This is a genomic window from Thalassospira sp. TSL5-1, assembly GCF_001907695.1.
Taxonomy (GTDB): domain Bacteria; phylum Pseudomonadota; class Alphaproteobacteria; order Rhodospirillales; family Thalassospiraceae; genus Thalassospira.
The window spans coordinates 920,486-941,757 of the sequence record NZ_KV880638.1 but is presented as its reverse complement, the minus strand read 5'-3'; the positions used below and the strand labels follow the sequence as shown (position 1 = coordinate 941,757).

21 protein-coding genes and 1 tRNA gene are annotated in these 21,272 nt (G+C 55.8%); 6 read left to right on the top strand and 16 right to left on the bottom strand.

Annotation, left to right across the window (positions count from 1 at the left end; genetic code table 11):
- Positions 1-135 precede the first annotated feature (135 nt).
- On the top strand, positions 136-465 hold the full coding sequence (locus LF95_RS13825) for a hypothetical protein (RefSeq protein ID WP_073955622.1): 330 nt from the start codon (positions 136-138) through the stop codon (positions 463-465).
- Positions 466-581: 116 nt separating this feature from the next.
- Positions 582-1,487: a DMT family transporter gene (locus LF95_RS13820; RefSeq protein WP_168173706.1), complete on the top strand. Its 906-nt coding sequence runs from the start codon at positions 582-584 to the stop codon at positions 1,485-1,487.
- A gap of 32 nt (positions 1,488-1,519) precedes the next feature.
- Here LF95_RS13820 and LF95_RS13815 read toward each other — a convergent pair whose 3' ends face one another.
- Together LF95_RS13815 and LF95_RS13810 are read right to left on the bottom strand one after the other, a co-directional pair.
- Positions 1,520-2,743, bottom strand: coding sequence for a CaiB/BaiF CoA transferase family protein (locus LF95_RS13815; protein WP_073955621.1), 1,224 nt, complete (start codon positions 2,741-2,743; stop codon positions 1,520-1,522).
- 112 nt (positions 2,744-2,855) lie between these two features.
- Entirely contained in the window at positions 2,856-4,040 is a 1,185-nt protein-coding gene (locus LF95_RS13810; protein ID WP_073955620.1) for an acyl-CoA dehydrogenase, read from the bottom strand.
- Positions 4,041-4,232: 192 nt separating this feature from the next.
- On the opposite strand from LF95_RS13810, the gene gcvA reads away from it, so the two are divergent.
- Positions 4,233-5,138, top strand: a complete 906-nt coding sequence (gene gcvA, locus LF95_RS13805) for a transcriptional regulator GcvA (protein ID WP_073955619.1) — start codon at positions 4,233-4,235, stop codon at positions 5,136-5,138.
- Between the two features lie 42 nt (positions 5,139-5,180).
- Here the strand turns inward: gcvA and LF95_RS13800 are convergent, their stop codons facing one another.
- The 5 genes from LF95_RS13800 to LF95_RS13780 all read right to left on the bottom strand — a co-directional run bounded on the left by LF95_RS13800 (position 5,181) and on the right by LF95_RS13780 (position 9,654).
- The gene (locus LF95_RS13800) at positions 5,181-6,617 is read right to left on the bottom strand and encodes a hypothetical protein (RefSeq protein ID WP_073955618.1); all 1,437 of its coding nucleotides are present in this window, start codon (positions 6,615-6,617) and stop codon (positions 5,181-5,183) included.
- Entirely contained in the window at positions 6,614-7,630 is a 1,017-nt protein-coding gene (locus LF95_RS13795; RefSeq protein ID WP_252509766.1) for a hypothetical protein, read from the bottom strand. The genes LF95_RS13800 and LF95_RS13795 overlap by 4 nt, the downstream gene beginning before the upstream one ends.
- A 595-nt stretch (positions 7,631-8,225) precedes the next feature.
- Entirely contained in the window at positions 8,226-8,798 is a 573-nt protein-coding gene (locus LF95_RS13790) for a DUF4865 family protein (protein WP_073955616.1), read from the bottom strand.
- Complete coding sequence (locus LF95_RS13785) at positions 8,795-9,259, bottom strand: cupin domain-containing protein (protein ID WP_073955615.1); 465 nt, start codon at positions 9,257-9,259, stop codon at positions 8,795-8,797. The genes LF95_RS13790 and LF95_RS13785 overlap by 4 nt, the downstream gene beginning before the upstream one ends.
- The gene (locus tag LF95_RS13780; protein ID WP_073955614.1) at positions 9,259-9,654 is read right to left on the bottom strand and encodes a tautomerase family protein; all 396 of its coding nucleotides are present in this window, start codon (positions 9,652-9,654) and stop codon (positions 9,259-9,261) included. Before LF95_RS13780 ends, LF95_RS13785 begins: the two co-directional genes overlap by 1 nt.
- A 106-nt stretch (positions 9,655-9,760) precedes the next feature.
- On the opposite strand from LF95_RS13780, the gene LF95_RS13775 reads away from it, so the two are divergent.
- Positions 9,761-10,666, top strand: coding sequence for a LysR substrate-binding domain-containing protein (locus LF95_RS13775; RefSeq protein ID WP_073955613.1), 906 nt, complete (start codon positions 9,761-9,763; stop codon positions 10,664-10,666).
- 57 nt (positions 10,667-10,723) lie between these two features.
- On the opposite strand, the gene LF95_RS13770 is transcribed toward LF95_RS13775, so the two are convergent.
- Together LF95_RS13770 and LF95_RS13765 are read right to left on the bottom strand one after the other, a co-directional pair.
- Positions 10,724-11,266, bottom strand: a complete 543-nt coding sequence (locus tag LF95_RS13770; RefSeq protein WP_073955612.1) for an ATP-binding protein — start codon at positions 11,264-11,266, stop codon at positions 10,724-10,726.
- Positions 11,267-11,455: 189 nt separating this feature from the next.
- Positions 11,456-12,961: an MFS transporter gene (locus tag LF95_RS13765; RefSeq protein ID WP_073955611.1), complete on the bottom strand. Its 1,506-nt coding sequence runs from the start codon at positions 12,959-12,961 to the stop codon at positions 11,456-11,458.
- Between the two features lie 139 nt (positions 12,962-13,100).
- Here LF95_RS13765 and LF95_RS13760 point away from each other — a divergent pair, with 139 nt between their 5' ends.
- Entirely contained in the window at positions 13,101-14,009 is a 909-nt protein-coding gene (locus LF95_RS13760; RefSeq protein WP_073955610.1) for a LysR family transcriptional regulator, read from the top strand.
- A gap of 114 nt (positions 14,010-14,123) precedes the next feature.
- Here the strand turns inward: LF95_RS13760 and LF95_RS13755 are convergent.
- From LF95_RS13755 to LF95_RS13740, 4 genes are all read right to left on the bottom strand, one after another.
- Positions 14,124-14,200 (bottom strand) — tRNA-Arg (locus LF95_RS13755).
- Positions 14,201-14,378: 178 nt separating this feature from the next.
- Positions 14,379-14,903 (bottom strand): acyloxyacyl hydrolase, encoded by a 525-nt coding sequence (locus tag LF95_RS13750; RefSeq protein WP_073955609.1) that lies wholly within the window; start codon positions 14,901-14,903, stop codon positions 14,379-14,381.
- 87 nt (positions 14,904-14,990) lie between these two features.
- Positions 14,991-15,947: a prolyl aminopeptidase gene (gene pip / locus LF95_RS13745; RefSeq protein ID WP_073955608.1), complete on the bottom strand. Its 957-nt coding sequence runs from the start codon at positions 15,945-15,947 to the stop codon at positions 14,991-14,993.
- A 73-nt stretch (positions 15,948-16,020) separates the two neighbouring features.
- On the bottom strand, positions 16,021-17,250 hold the full coding sequence (locus tag LF95_RS13740) for a hypothetical protein (protein ID WP_143182043.1): 1,230 nt from the start codon (positions 17,248-17,250) through the stop codon (positions 16,021-16,023).
- 243 nt (positions 17,251-17,493) lie between these two features.
- Here LF95_RS13740 and LF95_RS13735 point away from each other — a divergent pair, with 243 nt between their 5' ends.
- Positions 17,494-18,912: a M48 family metalloprotease gene (locus tag LF95_RS13735; protein ID WP_073955606.1), complete on the top strand. Its 1,419-nt coding sequence runs from the start codon at positions 17,494-17,496 to the stop codon at positions 18,910-18,912.
- Between the two features lie 108 nt (positions 18,913-19,020).
- Here the strand turns inward: LF95_RS13735 and LF95_RS13730 are convergent, their stop codons facing one another.
- From LF95_RS13730 to fdxA, 3 genes are all read right to left on the bottom strand, one after another.
- Positions 19,021-19,830 carry a hypothetical protein gene (locus tag LF95_RS13730; protein WP_073955605.1) on the bottom strand — a complete coding sequence of 270 codons (810 nt, stop codon included), beginning with the start codon at positions 19,828-19,830 and terminating at the stop codon, positions 19,021-19,023.
- Between the two features lie 88 nt (positions 19,831-19,918).
- Complete coding sequence (locus tag LF95_RS13725; RefSeq protein WP_073955604.1) at positions 19,919-20,419, bottom strand: CarD family transcriptional regulator; 501 nt, start codon at positions 20,417-20,419, stop codon at positions 19,919-19,921.
- A 285-nt stretch (positions 20,420-20,704) separates the two neighbouring features.
- On the bottom strand, positions 20,705-21,040 hold the full coding sequence (fdxA, locus tag LF95_RS13720) for a ferredoxin FdxA (RefSeq protein WP_073955603.1): 336 nt from the start codon (positions 21,038-21,040) through the stop codon (positions 20,705-20,707).
- Positions 21,041-21,272: the final 232 nt, after the last annotated feature.

Below are 21,272 nucleotides of genomic sequence, written 5' to 3'. Positions count from 1 at the left end.
CCCGAACCGCTTTTCCTAATCTTACGGTTTATAAGATATTTAAAATAAAAAGAGAGATACGCGCCGGTCACGACCAATCGCGACGCAAAAATTTTCCCCGCCACTGCTCGGAATTTCTCGCAACACAACTTATAGATGCAAAAATCAACTCCATGCAACACCGATAAAAATCGTGCCTACAATGACAGCGCATCTTGGCATGAAAACGGGTTGGGACAGATCGATGACAATAATCAAAAGACTTTGATCATGGCGTCCGGCTTTCGTAACCCCCACAAAACGGGTACCAAACACACTGACATCAAAACAAAAGCCACACCACAAAAGCATCCGCCGGTCATTGAGGGGTATGGCCATGTCGGGAGCGACCTGAACCAAAGCGCTGGCGGCAACTGTATCCGGGCCTATTATTCCGACATCATAGGTACTACTCCAGAAAAGAAAGAACTGTTTGAGCGCACCTAAAACAAAAGGATAAGGCATTGCCTTACGCGGGCCCCGAGCGTTACTCCGTCCCTGCTGACAGAGTGCTGTCAGCAGGGCTGTGCTACGACATGGCATATCCAAACAAGGGAAATGCCATGTCGATGCCAGTGCCCAAATCAACTTCGCCGTCCGGCCCCGGTTTTCAACTGGTTTGCCTGTCGGCTGTCATGTTCAGCACAATGGGGGTTTTTACCAAGGGTGTCGATGCCGATGCCTGGAGCATCATTTTATGGCGCGGGCTGGTTGCGGCGGTTGTGGCGATTATTTTGCTGGCCCTGCGCGGCGAACTCACCCGTGAAATACGCCGTTTTCATACTCCGGCCATTTTGGCAACCCTGCTGATGGCAAGCGGTACGGCTGCATTTATTCAGGCCTTTAAACTGACCACCATTGCCAATGTCGCGATGATTTACGCCGCTGCCCCCTTTGTAGCCGCCCTGTTTGGCTGGCTGTTTTTACGCGAACGTCCCACAGCAACGATCCTGCTGGGCAGCTTTGCCGCCCTTGTCGGGGTGGCGGTGATTTTCGGCGGTTTGCCCAGCAAGGGGGATTTGTGGGGTAAGCTTCTTGCTGGCTGGATGACATTGGTGATGGCGGGCATAACCGTCATTTACCGGCGCTGGCCCGATACGCCCAGCACCCTGCCCGGTGCCGTCTCCGCCCTGCTGCTGAGCCCGATTGCCGCTGGCCTAGGAACCACGACCAGCATCGCCCCAAACGAGATGGTCATTCTGGCAGGTTTCGGGCTGTGTTTTGCCGTTGCTTTTATTCTTCTTTCAACCGGGGCCAGACATCTCCCCCCGGCGGAAACCGCCTTGCTGAGTGCGCTGGAAACACCGCTGGCGCCGATTTGGGGCGTCCTGTTTTTCCATGAAATCCCGACAGGACACACCGTTTTGGGTGGCAGCCTTATTATCGTCGCGGTTTTTGGCACGTATGGGCAGCAATGGCGCCACAAACGCAAACAGGCCCGCCTTGCATCTGCAACCGGGCCTGCCTGACATGCGGCAATTGGGTTAAACAACACGGCGGATTATATCACGCCAGCAGCACGCAACCTTTCGATCTGGACATCATCCAGCCCACCGATTTCGCGCAAAATGGCTTCGCTATGCTGCCCCAACATGGGCGGGGCGGTTTCATCACAAATCGGTGTTTGCGACAGCTTAAGCGGGTTGGCAACCGTCGGCACCTTGCCCGCCAGCGGATGATCCAGATATTTCACCGTGCCACGATGTTTGACCTGCGGGTTTTCAAAAACCCGGTCCAGCGTATTGATCGGCCCACAAGGCACATTGGCCTTTTCCAGAATGGCAATCCAGTCATCGGTGGTTTTTTGCACCATCGCCTGGCGCACCATGGGGACCAGATCGGTCCGATTGGCAACACGCGCACGGTTGGTGGCAAAGCGGGCATCTGAACTGGCATCTTCCATCCCCGCGACCTTGCAAAAACTTGCAAACTGGCTGTCATTGCCCACAGCCAGGATGATGTAACCATCCGCCGTCGGAAAAGCTTCGTAAGGCACAATATTGGGATGTGCATTGCCAAGGCGGCCCGGAGCCTTGCCCGTGGTCAGGTAATTCATCGCCTGATTGGCAAGAATGGCGGTTTGCACATCGAGCAGGGCAAGGTCGATATATTGCCCCACGCCGGTTTCATCACGATGGCGAAGGGCAGCCAAAATACCGATGGTCGCATAAAGACCAGTGAAAATATCGGCCACCGCCACGCCCACCTTCATGGGCTGACCACCCGGTTCATGGTCGGGCGCACCGGTCAGGCTCATCAACCCGCCCATCGCCTGGATCATGAAATCATAGCCCGCCCGTTTGGCATAAGGGCCATCCTGACCAAAGCCGGTGATGGAACAATAAACCAGCCGGTCATTCACCGCCTTAAGCGAGGCGTAATCCAGCCCGTATTTTGCCAGCCCGCCAACCTTGAAATTTTCAATCACCACATCGGATTTCGCCGCAAGGTCGCGAATAACCTGCTGGCCTTCGGTCGTGGTCATATCAATTGTCAGCGATTTTTTGCCGCGATTGGCCGACAGATAATAGGCCGCTTCGGAGGTATCATTTCCGGCTTCATCGCGCGCATAAGGCGGGCCCCAGCCGCGTGTATCATCGCCATTGCCCGGTCGTTCGATCTTGATCACTTCGGCCCCAAGGTCCGCCAGCGTTTGGCTGGCCCACGGCCCGGCCAAAACACGCGACAGATCGAGAACACGAATACCGCTCAAGGCACCGGTCATGCTAATTTATCCTTTAAAAGGGGATTTCAGGCGGAAAATAAACGGCATATATGCCGTAAAAGCAAAAACGGGTTGCCCACCAAACCAGCAAGCAACCCGTTTAGCATTATGGTCAGGCAGTGAAGGCCTGAATGCCGGTTTGAGCACGGCCCAAAATCAGGGCATGCACATCATGCGTGCCTTCATAGGTATTGACCGCTTCCAGGTTCATCACATGGCGAATAACGTGATATTCATCGGCAATACCGTTACCGCCGTGCATGTCACGCGACACACGGGCGATATCCAGCGACTTGCCACAGTTATTACGCTTCATCAGCGAAATGGATTCCGGGGCGGCCATGCCGGCATCCAGCATCCGGCCCAGTTGCAACGCCCCTTGCAGGCCCAGGGCAATTTCAGTTTGCATATTGGCGAGTTTCAACTGGATCAACTGGTTTGCCGCCAGCGGACGACCAAACTGGATACGATCCAGGGTATATTGACGCGCCGCATGCCAGCAGAATTCCGCCGCCCCGATCGAGCCCCAGGCAATGCCGTAACGGGCCTTGTTCAGGCAGCCAAACGGACCGCCAAGGCCCTTGGCATTGGGCAACATATTTTCGGCAGGCACAAACACATTATCCATCACGATCTCACCGGTGATGGAGGCACGCAGCGAAAACTTGCCTTCAATCTTGGGCGCGCTTAAGCCTTCCATGCCTTTTTCAAGGATGAAACCGCGAATAACCCCCTCGTCATCCTTGCCCCAGACAATGAACACATCGGCAATCGGGCTGTTGGTGATCCACATTTTGGAACCGCTCAGGACAAAGCCGCCATCGGCCTTGCGGGCTCGGGTTTTCATGCTGCCGGGGTCAGAGCCATGATCCGGTTCCGTCAGGCCAAAGCAGCCCACCCATTCGCCCGTTGCCAGTTTTGGCAGATATTTTTTGCGCTGTTCTTCGCTGCCATAGGCATAAATCGGGTGCATCACCAGCGAGCTTTGCACCGACATGGCCGAGCGATAGCCACTATCCACCCGTTCCACTTCGCGCGCCACCAGGCCATAGGCGACATGGTTCACACCCGGTCCGCCATATTCCTCGGGGATGGTCGGACCCAGCAGGCCCAGTTCACCCATTTCACTCATGATTTCGCGATGGAATATTTCATGGCGGTTGGCTTCCAGCACACGGGGCATCAGCCGTTCCTGGCAATAATCATGCGCTGCATCGCGGATCATGCGTTCTTCTTCGCTTAACTGGGCATCAATCCCCAGCGGATCTTCCCAGTGAAAATGTGCGCGGCCTGCCATGTGCTTTTCCTTATAATATGCGAAATCGGAAATGCCGCTACGGGCGGTTGGCCCCGTGGGCGAGACGGCGGCATTTCCGAAACTCTTTGAATGATGACTTCAGGCTAGGCATTGGCAGCCGCTTTCGCAAATGATAAATCTGTTCTGCTTGATGCAAAAAAATCATGAACTTCCATAGGCAGAGTATTCACAATGGCGCGGCGCATTCCTGAAACCAAGGCTCTGGCCTGCTTTGAGCAGGTCGCCCGATATGGCAGTGTTTCGCGCGCCGCCGAGGAACTTTACCTGACCCAAAGTGCCGTCAGTCGGCAGCTTCAGGGGCTCGAAAGCTGGCTTGACTGCAAGTTGTTTATGCGAAAAAAGCAAAGACTGAGCTTAACGCCAGAAGGTGAAGACTACCTGCAGGCCATTCGCCCCGCCCTGGACCAGTTGGAAACCGCCACGCTGAAACTGCTTTCGGGCGGCAGTGATGGCGGTGTGTTGACCATTGCCGCCCCACCCACCTTTGGCAGTCGTCGGCTGATTCCATACTTGCCCGATTTTCGCGCCCGCCACCCCGATATCGTCATCAATTTCATTTCGCGCATTGGCATGCCCGATTTTGACCGCGAACAGATCGATATTGCTGTTCTGTTTGGCAGTGGCGACTGGAACGGCCTGGAAGCCCGCCGCCTGGAAGGCGAAAACATGGTACCCATTTGCAGTCCGCGCCTGATTGCCGATATGGACCACGATCCAAAACCCGATGATTTGCGCCAGTTTTCCCTGCTGCATATTGCAACCCGCCCCAATGGCTGGCGCGACTGGCTAAAGGCGGCCCATCTGGACGGTATTGACGGCGAAAACGGCCCGAAATTTGAACATTTCACAATGGCCATGCAGGCGGCCATTGCCGGGCTGGGGGTGGCCCTGTTGCCAACCTTTGCCATTGGCGATGAAATCGCCAGCGGGCGCATCATTGCGCCGTTTGGCCCCCCGCGCGCCAGCCCCTATCATTATTTTGCCACCTGCCCGCAAAACCGGGTGCGTACCCCGAAAATTCGCGCCTTCATGAAATGGCTGGCCGACCACAGCCGCACCGAAAACCCCGGAACCTGACACGCGGCCTTAAACAGCGTTCCTGCGTGCCTACGTGCCTGCCTACCCGCGCTCTTCAATCGCGCGCAAGGCCGACATGCCCCGGCGTCGCAACAGGTCGGCATCTTCGGGGCCATCAATAATCTCCAGCAAACGCACAATCGCCATCAAGTGGCTTTGGGCGTTCTCATAATCAGGCATCCCCAGCTTTGCCATGCTGTCCACCCCGGCACGTCCCACCTGGTTGAGCTTTTTCTTGATCTCGACCACCGCCTTGGTGGCGGAGCTTTGGGCGGCCAGAATATGGGCAATACTTGCCATCTCGGCGATGGCTTCGGCCGCCTTTTCAGCCGCCAGCACCTTATCGCCATCAAAGGGCAAGGCAAATAACGGTGCCGCTGCTGACGCACCCCGCCCGGCAGGCCCCTGGGGTGGCTGGGGCAGGGCCTCGGTCACACGTTCGGGGCTGGCCCCAAACATGGTATTGGCAATCGCCTGACTCACACGGCGGCGCGTTCCCAATAACCGTTCGCCCCACGGGCCATCCTTGCGAATGTGCAATTCGCGGGTAATGCGCACAAATTCCGACGCATACCAGCGTGCCAATTGCAAAATCTGCTGTTCGTCGTTGCCCTGGCGAATACCGTCCTCGATCTTGGTGACAATTTCGGCCAGCATATCAATCACCATATCACCGGCACTGGCAAGGTTCGTGCTCCCCAGCGACCGGTCATCGGCCTTGCTTGACAGCACACGGATCACCTTGAAAAGCTCGCTTGGGCGCAGCAGCCGGGCCAGCACGGCGGACATGAAATCTGTCTCGTAACCCGGTTTTTCGTGCGAAACCTCCAGGAACTTTTCACGCAACCATACCAGGTCGGAATTGCTTAAACTACGGATCGGGGCCGAGGGGAAACGCAACCGCATTTCCGTCACCGGCTCTGCCACCCGCAAAATGCGTGCGATGGCGGCCAGCGGCTTAAGATGCACGCGCGAGCCCAACCGCGTTGCCAGGGCACGCTCCTGTTTTACGCCCTGCTCGGAAATGGCGATTTGCTGTTCAATGCACGCGGCGGCCTCAGCCCACAATATGCGTTCAGCGCGGTAAATATTTTCGCGATGGTTAATCTCGGCAGCCGCCTCAAGGTCTTTGCAGGCCTTGTGAAACGCATCAGACGCACTGTCGCAGACCACCTTCCAAATCGGTGCGAGCGATATCCGACTGATACGAATGCTGGTTTCCGACGGCATATCAGATTGCAGCAAATCCTCGAACGGGGTGCAAAACTGCCGCATCGGTGTCGGATACCGTTCCGGTTTAAGCGATGCCAGCCGGGGGCGCAAAATTTGCAAAATCTGATCATGGGGCAAAGGCAGGCGCGGCGCGTTACGGTCGCTTTCAATGGCCCGGGTAAATTTGGTAATTTCGGCGGTGCTTAATGAATCAAAAAGCTGTTCTAGCTGATGGATCGATGGCCCTGTTTCCGCAGCGACGGTCATTGCCTCCCCTCCCGGAAACGCTCCAGCCGCGTCACCATTTCGGAATCCATATCCCCCGATCCCAGTTTACGCACTTCAGCCGCCCACATCACCTGATTAACCCGAATGTCCGTCCAGAACTGATATTCCTCTGGCTCCAATTCATTGATCGGAATAATCGGCGAGAAACTCGCCAATTCTTCAAGCGCATCGCGCTGCTCTGTCCGGTTAACGTGGCGGGCGGCCTGCCAACGGGCTATCAGTTCTTCCCAACCATCAAGCAACCACCACAAACGGTCTATGCTGTTCTCAATCTCTTTTTGCGCCTTCGGCCAATTGAGCAAAACAGCCCCCATGTCATTGCTCCAGCGGTCAATGATCCGCAGCCAGCGCACGGCATGATCATAGGTCGCCCCGGCCCCATTCACCACATGGGCAGCCATAAAGCGCATGTTCGACATTTCGGAGGTCGACCATTCTTCCAGTTCGTTTGACAACTTGCGCAAGCCACTTACCAGGTCCCGCAGGGGACCGGCACATCCATCGGCAGCCAGGCCCACCGGCGCAGTCAGAATGCTCCATTCTTCCAGGCTATCAATTACCGACTGGTTTGCCGCCCCGGCATCGCGGGCAAAGGCGTTCAGCGCGGCACGCGCACGTTTCTGCCCCTCAAGTGTTGCGAGATCGGCCATTTGCATGTCCTGCACATCATCGCCCCCCAGCTTGCGCAGGGCCTGATACACCAGTGTTAACTGTCCGGTATCGCGGCTGGCTTTTTCCAGGGCATCAAGACGGGCCGCCTCGCGTGACAGCTTGACACCCCCCACACCGGTACGGGCGATGTTGCGCGAAATACGGCGCAGTATTGCCGGGTTGGGTTTGGAAACCGGTGCCAGTTCCTCAAACAACATCCGGTCATGCACCGACAGGTGAAAAATCTGGCGCATGGTTTCAAGCGGCATTTCATAGGTGCCAAGCCCGCCTGACAGGCCCGGCAAATTGATAACCAGCTTGTTGTAAGGATCACGCACCACGCGCGCAAATCTTAACGGGCGCGTTGTAAAAGGTGTTCTAACCCCACGCGCTTCAAATGTCTTTGGCAAAGATGATAACGGGTCCGGCTTCCCCGAAAGACTACCGGACGCCCCGCTCTGGCCTTGTTGCAGATTTTGCTGTCTCTTCATTCTGCCTGTCGATCAGTCCGCTTCAAACGAAGCGCCCCCTCATAAGTATAATCGATCCTGTAAAGAAGATTACACCCATTCACTTTAAAAACATATTTCACAAAAGCGCGCGTCGCGACAACCCTAATGCTGCGGAAAAACAGCCAAGTATTAAATCTTTTGCAAAAGTGACATGATCCACGGCACTTTTGCCACAGACTCCGCAGAAAAACCCCGGAAAATCGGGATTTTTTAGGGAAATCTCAGGTCATTCATCGCGCTAAAATAGCACCACTTTCCTCCGTTACTGCCGAGCTGTCGGCATAGATTCCACGCAATCATGTTTTTTATCTGGGCATCCCACCACCGATAAAAAAGACCCGCGCTACCGTACCGGGTCTTTTTCGTATCTGATGATCATTTACAGCACAGGAAGAAGCTTCCGCCGCTGCGTCGTTCTTATTCCTTAAGACGATGCTGGCAATGAAACGTGACCCACAGTGTAAGTCTGACCTGCATCAACACCGGCGGTAAATTCTGGTAATCTCGGCCACAGGCAAAATTTAACTTGCCGCCATCCGGTAGGATCAAAGCCAGTAAAGGCAACCAGCGCACCCGCCTTTGAGGCGGACTTTGCCTTCGCAATCGATGCTGCCCGCAGGGCGGCAAGGTCACTATGCGGGGGAACGGCGCGAATAGTGCGGGTGGCAAATTTTGCCGTCCCAATATTGGCTGCAATATCGCTATGCCAAACCATCCAGGTCTGTACCGATGGCCAGCCAAAATCGCCACTCACAGCCGCAAAACCAGGGCCAGAAAGGAAGTCATCAATGCCTTCGGGCGCATCCCACAGATAAAACGGTGCATAAAGGTTTTCGCTGCTGGCAAAACCTTCATCCTGCTTGCGTGCTGCCAGATAAGCCTTGAAGCGCAAGCGCGGAAAACCATCCAGCAACGGGCCTTTATCGCGAATACGCCGGTCAATGATGTCCATGTCATAGTCAGAGGGCAGCGTGAAGCTGTATTGCATCGCGATCATTTTACCAAACTTTCCTGCTTAACGGGTTCAAACCACGCAACGGCCGAGCCGTCCTTGACCGGCTGAACACTCAGATATTCAAAGGAACTGTCGGCTGCAGCCCCGTGCCAGTGGCGTTCATTCGGGGCGAACCACACAGCATCACCCGCATGCAGCTCAACGACGTCATCCCCTTCGGCTCCATCATCATCCGCGTTATCCCGTGCCCGCTGCACTCGCCCGACACCGTCAAGCACAAACAAAAGCTGCCCTCGCGGATGGCTGTGCCAATGGGTCACAATGCCAGGCGGGACAAAGGCACGCATCGCCGTCATCTCGCCTTCCGTGCGGCTTGACAACAGCATTTGCACCGTGAATGCGCCGCTGGAAATACCTTCGGGTACCGGCGACGTCCCCGCGCCATCCCTTAAAACACGCATGGTTTGCGGGCAGCTTTGCTGCATATCGAAAATACTGCCCATTAACCGCGCCCGCCAAATGTCGAGGCCATAACACCCGCTGAAAAGAACCAGTCATCAAAGGTCGCATTCACAATCGCAACCATCACGTCCTCGGGCCGGACACCGGGGGACACCGCCAGATTATCTGCCAGCCTTTGATAAAAGGCGGCCTTGGTTCCCGCTGAGCGGGCCATACCCGTCGTGATGTGAAAGAAAATATAATCATCGGACCGTGGCCCACCGCAATAGCTGCGATCAAAAATCAACTCGCCGGGCTGGTGCTGATGGATCGCGACAAAGCGGTCATTCTCCGGGACCTCGAAACACGCAACCAGGGCGCGGTCAAGGCTATCGCTTACGGCGGCAAGATATTCCGGGGACTTGCCGGCAAGCAGGGAAATGCGGGTAAAGGGCATTTATGGCTCCATCAAATGTGATTGACAGAGGCAGTATGAAGCCGCACAATCATCCTGAAAATCGGATAATTCAGGATCTATATTCCTGTTTTTCAGGATCAATACGATGCGCCTGACCAACCTTGATATGGCTGCCCTGCGCAGTTTTGTGACCGGCATTGATGCCGGGTCGTTCATGCTGGCCGCCGACCGGTTGGGGCGGTCCACATCTGCCATCAGTGCCCATCTTAAAAAACTCGAAGAACAAACCGGCAGCGAACTGGTGCGCCGTGCCGGGCGCGGGTTGGCCCTGACCGACAATGGCGAATTGCTTTTGTCCTATGCCCGGCGTTTATTAAACCTGAATGACGAAGCCGTCAGCGCCCTTAAAAGCCCCGAACTTGAAGGCTGGGTGCGCCTGGGTATTCAGGAGGATTTCGGCGAAACCGTGTTGCCTCAGGTGCTGGGCCGCTTTGCCCGCGCCCATCCGCGCGTGCGCATCGAAGGCCGCATTGCCCGCAACACCGAACTCCGGGAAAAAATCGCCTCCGGCCAGCTTGACCTGGCCCTGGCCTGGGATGACGGCACGGCAACACAGCAGGATAAAATCGCATCCCTGCCCCTATGCTGGCTTGGCCCGACAACTGAAGAACAATCCCCCCTGTGGCATCCCGGCCAAACCGCCCCCTTGCCGCTGGCAACGCTGGAAGCCCCATGCCTGCTGCGCACCCTTGCCTGCCAACAGCTTGACCAGCATGGCATCCCCTGGCGGATCGCCTTTGTCAGCCCCAGCCTGGGCGGCCTGTGGGCGGCAACCGCAGCAGGCCTTGGCATCGCGCTGCGTACCCCTTTTGGTCATCCCGCCAGCATACAGGCGCTAGAGCCCGCCGATCATGGCCTGCCTGCCGTGCCCACACTTGGCCTTGCGCTTTTACAAGGCGACAAAGCGAAAAACCCGATTTGCACACACCTCGCCACCATCATCCGCCACGCGTTGCGCGATATGCTGCCTGCCGCCTGGACACAGCAATGACGTTCCAATACCCTTGGCTCCTGCTACAGGAAGGATGCAGGCAAGATTAACCTGGGGCTAAAGCGCGGCGACAACCGCGCCTATCAGCTCTGTTGTTGGTTTTTCACCTTGCAGTCGCAGGACCGGCGCGGTTTGCGCCCTTAGCCAGCGTTCATGCTGGGCCAGGTTTCGTCCGGTAAATAGCGGATCATCATAACGGGATGCCCAATCCCGAAAGGCCAGATGTGCTTCGTGCATGTCTCCGCCCGGCAGAATACGATTGCCGTGACGGGCCGCCTCGCGCTGATCAAGGCGCTGAAGCCGCACAGCCCCCGGCGTATAAAGGAAAACAATAAGATCAACATCACGGATCAGGGCGTCTCCCCATCCGATAAACGAACCGGTCAAGACCCACCCCTCCGCCCTGCTTTGCTGGTCGGCAATCAAGCGCACGCGGTCCTCGGGTGGACGCTTGACACTGAACGGAGGGTCCGTTGGCATCCAGTAGAAATCATCAACATCGATTTGTGGAATGCCAAAATAATGCGACAAAGCCAGCCCGAGCGTAGAAACACCAGAGCAGGAAGCCCCCATTACATAAATCTTCTGCCTACCGGTCATTGGGCATCCTGTCGTCATCGTCTTTATTATCCAATTTACCTCGTTCGCCATCCACTACCATAGGCGGGTAAACAGTTTTTAAATGGATAGCCGCCGGGGCAAACGTTATCACCCGCCCCGGTCAAATCGCCCCCAAAAGCACAGTAAATGGCATAAAGCCCAAACAACACCGCCCGCAATGAAAATGACCTAGCTCACTTCGGGCTCATGTTGCCGTGCAAGCAGCAAGAAAACAGCAACGGCGCACACGATCGTAATACCCGCCAGCACCCAGGACAGCGTGGCAAAGGCACTATCGTAAGCGTGAAGCAGGGTCACACTATCAAACCGGGATGACAACGCCATCGCACCGGCGGCATCACCAACGGCCAGTTTTTGGCCTGCCTCTGCCAAAACCACCTTTGACAAACCGGGGAAGCCCGCAAGAGCGGCTGTCGTTAACACGGCAAGGGCTGCACTGACGATGGCCAGCGCCACACCCTCCCCGGCGACACGCACCGTCCCAAAAATACCGGTTGCCATTCCTGCCCGTTCCTTGGGCACCACGCTTACAGACAGGCCATCCATCAGCCCCCAGGGAAGGCCAGTACCAATTCCAATCAGCAACATCGGCAGAATGGTAGACTGACTGTCCCTCACCGCTACACGACCCAGCCAGATAATCCCCCCTGCTGCTACCAACAGGCCGATGGCAGACAAGATGCCAGGTGAAACACGATGTGCGAGTTTTGCCGCCATCATCGGCACAACAAGCATCGGGGCACAAAGTGCCAGCATCAAAAAACCGGTTTCGATCTCGCTTCGCCCCTCGATCCCGATAAAACGCAGCGGCAATATAACAAGAAAGACAACAAAACAGGCACAGGTCGCAATAGGTAGAAGCTGAACGCCAACAAAACGGCGATAGCGAAACAGTGATAAATCCAGCATGGGCCGGGCAGAGCGCAATTCGATAAAAGAAAACACCACCAGCAACAGAAGAAACACCGCGCCAAGTGCCAGCATCGCCGGACTTTGCCAGCCAATGACAGAGGATTGAATCATCGCAACGGTAAAAACGGTCAACATTGCCGTAAAACTAACCGCCCCAGGCCAATCAAGACGGTTTGCTGCCGGATCGCGTGTTTCGCGCATGCGTGGCGGGCCAAGCAGCAGGGCTGCCATGCCAATCACGGCGCTGGTCAGAAAGATGGCACGCCAGCCAACCCCCTCAATCAGCAGACCGGTCACGACCGGACCAAAGGCAAGACCAACCCCAAAGGTGGTGCCCAGCAAACTGAAAGCGCGGGTGCGGGCGGGGCCATCAAACTCCTGGGCCAACGCGGCACCACCCCCGGCCAGGGCCGCCGCCGCGCCAACCCCCTGCCCGGCGCGAAGCAAATCAATCAACCATACCGACGGTGCCAAACCCAGTGCCAGCGAGAAACCGGTAAAAGTCGCCACGCCAATCGTAAAAACCCGCTTGCGTCCATACCGGTCCGCCAGGGTTCCCGCTGCCATTAACAGGCTGCCAAATGTCAGCATAAAGGCATTGGTTATCCAGGTCAGTGCAGCGGCGCTACCGCCCATATCACGCCCGATTGCTGGCGTTGCGACGGCTCCGGCCGAAAAACTCAGCGGCAGAGTCAGCGCAGCAAGGCACACGGCCCCAAGAACCAACAGGCTCCCTTTTTGAACATGTTCCGTGTCGGTCATTAAACGATTTCTCCTGGTTGGGTGGCTGGCGTAAGGGCGCCCTGTTCACATCGGCGCGCATCATTACTCATTGCCCACCAGGCGATAATAATGCTTATATTCCGATCATTGCGGACCAATTGGATGTAATAGACAGGTTATGGATCGCCTTGCCGATATTTCCGCCTTTGTGCGGACAGCAGAACGACTAAGCTTTGCCGAAGCCGGGCGAAACCTTGGTCTCTCATCTTCGGCAGTTGGCAAAAGCGTTGCCCGGCTGGAGGCTTCACTGGGCGTAAGGCTGCTCCATCGCACGACCCGGCGTGTCTCCCTGACCGAGGAAGGGGCGCTGTTTTACGAACGATGCCGCACTATCCTGGATGACCTTCGCGATGCCCGGGAACTGGTGGTGCGCAATGTTGGCACGCCGCGCGGTATCCTGCGCATCAGCCTGCCAACCATCAGCTATCGCTTTCTTTTACCAATATTGCCTGAGTTTCGGTCGCTTTACCCCGACATCGAACTGGATCTCGACTTCAACGATCATCTTGTGGATCTGGTGGAAGGCGGTTTTGACGCCGCCATTCGCAGCGGCCAATTGGCTGATTCCAGCCTGATGTCACGCCGTCTGGGGCCGTTTCGCTTTGTTCTGTGCGCAGCACCGCATTATCTGGCGCAAAAAGGAACGCCGGCAAAACCAGATGATCTTGACGGACATGATGCCGTGCGATTCCGCTATCCGACGTCTGGCAAACTGCACGATTGGGCCATTACCGACGCCCCGTCTCTGCCGCCTCTGCATACCGTATTAACCTGCAACAATATGGAGGCCGTGCGTGCCGCTGCCATACATGGTCTCGGCATCGCCTACATGCCCAGCTTCCTTGCCCAGGAAGCCATACGCACCGGCGCACTTGTCAGCATTCTCGACAGCTTCCTGGTTAATCCCGGCCAGTTCTCGATCATATGGTCGTCGGGACGGCAAATGTCGTCGCGCCTGCGGGTTTTTATTGACTTCATCAGCACCCGGCTTTTTCGCGACCCACCCCAACCCTCAATGCCACAATAAACAGCTCAACAGCATCATTATAATGTCTGCCGTATCCCAACAACCATCACGGACCGCGCAAAAACGGCAACCGGCGGCATCGGCATCTGTTGTTTGGAGACTAAAAAGGGGAAATGGTGCGCCCGACAGGATTCGAACCTGTGGCCCCCAGATTAGGAATCTGGTGCTCTATCCTGCTGAGCTACGGGCGCACAACCTTGCAAAGGGTGATCTGACTTAGCAGGTTCACGCAACGGGATCAATTATTCGATAACCGTTCCCTGCATTTTCCAGCAAAACACCATTTCAGTATATCAAGCAGCATACCAACTGCACGCGAGCCCATTTCCCCGACAGCAGGCTGAGGGAAGCAGGGCCAAGGCGCAAAAATCAGTTTAAAATCGATCCAACCGGAACCGTGTAAGTCAGCGACAGAATCTGGGCGCCAGGGTTCCGGTCGCCCAGATCGGCGTTGGAAATATGGGCAAAGCCCAGTCCGACACGCGACTGGTTATCGAAACGATAGGAAAGCTCGACACCGGAACGAAACTCGATCCAGTGCCCCAGATCTTCGCCGTCCCCGTCATGATAGGCCCCGACCGAGGTATAAAGCGAGGTTACAAAATGATCGCCCCACAAAATATCGGTCATCAAACCGCCATAACCATGCACGGCCTTATCCGATGTCACCATCACGCCGCCAATCGGGCGCAAAAAGTCGAACAGGGCATAATTGTCACGATAATCAAGGCGCAATTCGGTTGCGTCCTTATCCTCACCAATATTGAAAATACCGGTCGAAAAACCCAGCTGTGCTGCATCATTGCGGCTGTTCAAAACTTCCTGCGCCTGACAGGTATACGCCGCCGCAAAAATAACGACACCAACCAAAACGCCCCAAATCTTGCTGGCCATATGCGCGCCCTTTACCATTTGTCACTGCTGATTTTTATCTTAGCAAATAATGCAACCTGGGCAATCTTCCAGTGCCAAAACAGGGTGTTAGAAGGCTTCGTTTGCCCAAAAAACATCGGTTGCCCGCACCAGTTCGCGTACAATGCCCGGCTCGCTTGCGGCATGCCCGGCATCATCGACCATAACCATTTGCGCCTCCGGCCAGGCACGGGCCAGGTCAAATGCACTAATGGGCGGGCACACCAAATCATACCGCCCCTGAATGATGGTGGCGGGCAAATGGCGGATTTTATCAATATTGACCAAAAGCTGGTTGTCGCTAAAAAAGCCGAGATTGACAAAATAGTGATGCTCCAGCCGTGCCAACGCCAACGCCACCGTGTCGCTTTCAAAACTGTCCACCAGGTTTTCGTCGGGCAATAGGGTACAGCATCGCGCCTCATAACCGCTCCAGGCCCGCGCAGCCCGGGTTGCTGCCTCTTGCCCATATTTTCCGGCAAAATAATCGCCATATCTTGCCAAAAGCGCCTGCGCACCCGGGTTATGTTCAAGCCCCACAGCCGCCAGGAACTGCTGTTGTGCATCGGGCAGGAAATTTCCCATCCCCGTCATGAACCAGTCAATTTCCGAAGGGCGGCACAAAAATATCCCGCGCAAAACAAAGCCCAGGGCACGCGCCGGGCAGGCCTGTCCATAAGCCAGCGCAAGCGTTGATCCCCATGATCCGCCAAAGACCAGCCATTTTTCGACATTCCGGTCTATCCGCAGGGCTTCGATATCGCCAATCAGGGCCTGGGTGGTATTGTTTTCCAGCGCCCCAAAGGGCCGGGAGCGCCCTGCACCGCGCTGGTCAAACAGAATGACGCGATATTTTTCCGGGTTGAAATACCGCCGATGCGACGGTGAAATTCCAGCCCCTGGGCCGCCATGCAGGAAAATAACGGCAATACCCTCCGGGTTTCCCACTTCCTCCCAGTAAATCTGGTGTCCGTCCGGCCGATCCAGCCAGCCCGATATGCGTGGTTCAATTTCCGGATACAACATAAAAATCCTTTAAAATATTCGCTGTTTCAACGCAGATCATTCCCTGACCTTATCGCGTGCGGGTGCTAACCGTCTATTGCTTTGCCACACACAAGGACGCCAGATTAAGCGGCGCGATATAAGGGCCCCCGCGATTTTCAATCATGCCACGCACCAAAACCCGTCGCCCGACCCACCCGGCCAAACCAAAACCGGAGGCGGAAATTTCGGCCATCTGGTCCTGATCAAGGGCAATGGTGAAATCTTTGCGCCAATCCTTTCCAAAATTCAGATAGGCACGGTATTTCTGAATCTCGACAGAGCGTAATACCCCGGAAACGACAGCAAAGGAACCTATACCATCCGCCGCGAAAGGGGTTTCTTCACCCGGCCTGTCCGCCGTAACATAGGCGGCAAAATAATAACGCGCCGTCGTTCTGGCAGCATTCTGCCCGCCCCCGTTCTGCTTGTTCCCATCTTGCCCGGTCTGCCCCCACATGCCACGTTGTGCGGTGCGGGCATTTTCCTCGGCTACCATCAGGGCCATGATCACCGCCTGCCGCGACACCGTTTTTTGCATTCCTTCGGGCATCGGGTCAGACTGCGCCGCCGCCATTGCCGGTCCATTATATGACGCGTCCACCACGTCAAAGGCCACCGGCTTGTCCGCATCCATGCCTGGTGCAACCATCGCCATACCACGACCAACCAACTGCTGTTGCAGCCAACTGCCATCCTGCAAGACAAAATAGGCTGGCTGGCGCGGATCACGTCCGAAATCATTCGCCTCTATCCCTGCATTGCTGTTTCGCGGGTCATCCATCTGCGCCTTTGCAAGAGGAATCACATGGGCAATATCGCGATAATGCTGCTGCAAATAGGCCAAAACTGCTGCTTCCTGCCCCGGCACAATGGCGACATCAGCCAACCGGAATGTCGAAGGCGGCAAATGATCGGAAGACATTGCCAATTCAGGACGGGCACGAAGGGTCATTCGCAGGGCATCAATATCAACTGGCGGCGCCATGCCCTCAACAGCATAGGCCGGCAGAAAAACCGACTGCTCCGCCGGACCGATGCCGCATCGCCAGCCACCAGACAGCACGTTAAGCAATTTTTCCGCCGCCAAAGCAGAACTTTCCGGCCCGGGGGGCGTTTTGCCACCATCATGGGGAGGAAGTTGTGCGGGAACAGTAGTCTCCGTTGCAAAAACCGGGGCAAACCAACACCCGCCAATGGCGGCAACCATCAACCACACCAGCAACACGGGACCAGCCCACCGGCAGGACAGATAATTTAGGGCTGCGGACCACAAGGATGGCATTTGGCGACCGGCTTTCCTTTTGTAATATTGATCCTGACAGCAAGTCGGGATACGAAATTGACAATCGGTACTGCAATACCCGACAACGCAGTACCAACAACAATAAAACCGGCATCGGGGGCCTGATTGGCAAACACGGCCCCAAGCCATAACCGGCCCAATAAAGTGGAGGTCAGGATAGTGACAGGTTGGTACCATACGCGCAAAGCACGAATTGCATCCCTGGGAGTCGCCATCGGATTGATGAGCGGGCTTGCCGCCTGCTCCACCAATCCGGCAACCGGCGAAGATACCTTTACCGCCTTTATGCCCCCCGCACAGGAAGCAGAGGTAGGGGCAGACGAACACCCGAAAATCCTTAAGCAGTTTGGCGGCAGCTATGATGCCAAGGACCTGCCAAGTTACGTTACCGCTGTTGGGCAAAAACTGGCTGCCGTGACGGAAACCCCAAACCAGAAATTCACCTTCACGGTGCTGGATTCACCCATCGTCAATGCCTTTGCCCTGCCCGGTGGTTATGTTTACGTCACCCGCGGCCTGCTGGCACTGGCCTCGAACGAGGCAGAACTGGCCGGTGTGCTGGCCCATGAAATCGGCCATGTCGTTGCCCGCCATTCCGCCCAGCGCTACAGCCGGGGGGTGTTAACGCAAATTCTGGCAGGTGGGCTTTCGGCCGCCATTGGCAATGGCGCAGGCGATGTGATTGGCATGGGGGCCAATGCCTATATGCAGTCCTTCTCGCGCGAGCATGAATTTGAAGCCGACAAACTGGGTGTGCGGTACCTGTCGCGCGCGGGATATGACCCGGCGGCGATGGCTAGTTTCCTGAAAAAACTGCGCGCCCATGCGCGCCTGCAGGCCGAACTGGCGGGTCGGTCGCCAGACGATGTGGACCAATTCGACATTATGGCAACCCACCCGCGCACGGTAGAGCGCATCCAACAGGCCCGTGCCGCCGCCAACATCCCGGTTACGGGCACACCGCGCCTGGAAACGGTAAAATACATGACCGAAATTGACGGCATCATGTATGGCGATGGCCCGGAAAACGGTTTTATTCGCGGGCGCAAATTTGTCCATGTGCCGCTGGATTTCTATTTTGAAGTCCCCGATGGTTTTTCCATGATCAACCAGCCCGATGCCGTTGTCGCCAAAGATAACAAAGGTGCTACCATCATTTTTGAAGGGGCCCCGGAGGCGGCACAAATGGGCCCGGCTGCCTATTTGCAGCGCGGATTCTCCAAATCAATCCAGTTGCGCGATATTCAGAAAATTGATGTCAATGGCCAGCAGGCTGCAACCGGGTCTGCCGATGTCTCTCTGAAATCAGGCACGCGGGCGCGATTGCGCGTGGTTGCCATTTTGCATGGCAAATCAGCATTCCAATTCCTGTTCCTTGCGCCACTTAACCAGGCAGATGCCTATAACCTGCCGCTGCGCCGCACCACCTATAGCTTCCGGTCGCTCTCCGCGTCAGAAAAGAAGCAGTATCACGCCCTGTCGATCAAGGTACGCGCCGTCAATCCAGGCTATACGGTCAATACTTTTGTGAAATCAATGGCTGTTGATCGCCGCCCTGAAGAAACCTTTGACGTGATCAATGGTCTGGAAGCAGGCCAGCTTCCGCCTGAAGGTTCGCTGGTTAAAGTGATCACGAATTAACGTCTTCCGGGCCAAAGCAGAAACAAAAATCCCCTGTCGGTATTTCGCGCCGGCAGGGGATTTTTAAATGACAACAGATAAAATACCGGTCTTGTAAGACTGGATAAATCAGCTTTCGATCCGGTCGACAATCTGTCCGTTCGGGCCAATAGCCGCCGCCACCAGCGTACCACCGCGCCCCGCCCCGGCATCCAGCGAAAGGGTATATTCACGTTCCGAAATACCGGAATGACTGTTCGATGACCCGCGAATGATACGTGCACAATCATAATACCGTTCGGTAATGGCCTCAAACATCGACCCGCCCCACCAGAATGTGTCGGTCTGGGCCGTCAGGGCACGCGAGGAATCAAGGCCTGCATGCACAAAAATCAGGGAGCCATCACTGACATAGGCCGCATGTTTAAGATCGGCCATCAGTGCGCCATGCCCCGGATGGCGACGCAAGGCATCGCTTAATTGGCCGGTCCATTGCGAAATCAAATGTGCGCCCTGGCGCATGGTGGCCTGCACCATCGCCGGATCAAACCCGTAGGCCCGCACAATGCCCGCCGCACCGCGCGTCAGCATCCATTCAAAAACTTCGCCAGGATTGGGAGCAAACTGCAATTGCTGCATTTTCGTCAGCATTTCTTCGGAAGCACCGCGCAAAAACGCAATGTCCGCCATGTCAACGCCGTCCTGGGCGATGAAAAAGCGACGAAACAGCAAAATTTCATTGATCGCGGCAATGACATTATCGCCAGAACCATCGCCCCAATAATTGCCGGTATAAACCAGCCTGTCACCGGGGCGTATTTTACGCGCAAGCCGGGTGTGAACCGACTGCAAAGCCGCGATATCGCCATTTACGGCCCCGACAACCCATATACGGTCCGCAGGTTTTAAAGATGCAAGAACCGCCGCTGCTTGCGCCATGATATGCTCCTGATGAAAAACCGGCCCAAGAATAATACCCGGACCGGTTTTTAGAAAGTATATGCTTTAGGGCGTTCGCAAAAGCGAATTAGGCTGCTTTCTGCAACAGCTTTTCCAACTTGCCCGATGCCTTGTCCTTGTCGATCTTTTCGATCGCGGCCAATTCGTCTACCAGACGCTCAAACGCAGCTTCGTAAATCTGGCGTTCGGAGAAGGACTGCTCAGGCTGGGTGGCCGAACGATGCAAGTCACGCACCACCTCGGCAATGGAAACCGGATCGCCGGAATTGATTTTGGCTTCGTATTCCTGTGCGCGACGCGACCACATGGTGCGTTTAACACGCGCACGACCCTTCAGGGTCACAAGAGCGGAATCCATTTGTTTTTTCGAGGAAAGCTTGCGCAGTCCGGAGTTGCCCACCTTGTTCACCGGCACGCGCAGCGTCATGCGGCTGGAATCAAAACTGATCACATAAAGGCGCAGTTCCTGCCCTGCGATAGACTGGGTTTCGAGGCCGTCAACACAGCCGACACCATGCGCGGGGTAAACTACAAAATCGCCAACAGCAAAGGGCAACTTATCCGACATCAAAGCTTCCTTCCGGCCCAAACGGCCTGGTCATATAAAACACCTTGGTCCAATCGACGCGAAGGCACCACACGACCATGCTTTTGGCTTAGTCGCGGTAACAGACAGGTAATAAAACGGAAATCCGACAGTGCGGAATGGAGCCTGCCGAGCCCTCAACGCGAGGAAGTACCATAACACAACTGACCGGCCGATCACAGAACTTTTCCGTGCGGCCGGTTCAATGCTGCCATGCGCAGAATATGATTCCGCGCGATTTCAAAGGTCTTGCAGGCTGTTAACCGATCAGTCCCCGGTGCCGGGAGCCTCGGACAGAAGTTCGGTTTTGCCTGTCTTGCCGTTCCATTCGTCGGCATCTGACGGTGCATCCCCTTTACGGGTAATGTTTGGCCAGATTTCGGCAAATTTGCGGTTAATTTCGAGCCAGTTATCCAGGTTCGGTTCGGTATCGGGGATAATGGCTTCTGCAGGACATTCGGGTTCGCAGACACCACAGTCAATGCACTCGTCAGGGTGAATAACCAGGAAGTTTTCACCTTCATAGAAGCAATCGACGGGGCAAACCTCGACGCAGTCCTGATACTTACACTTGATGCAGTTTTCCGTCACCACATAGGTCATGGTGTAACTCCGTACAGGTTGCGGGGCCTGTGGCGGCTGCGCCCACCGTCGGCCTACTATTCTCTCTCTCGGCGCATTGGTTATCACGCAGGGAAGCAGTGTGCAACTCCAATAAAACACTACTTTTTTTAGTACTATTAAAGAGAAACGCCCGCCTTCCTGCAATATCGGCGCAAGGACAAAAGGCTGTAATTATTCTAAAAACACCGCCACCCATACGAAATTAATTTGC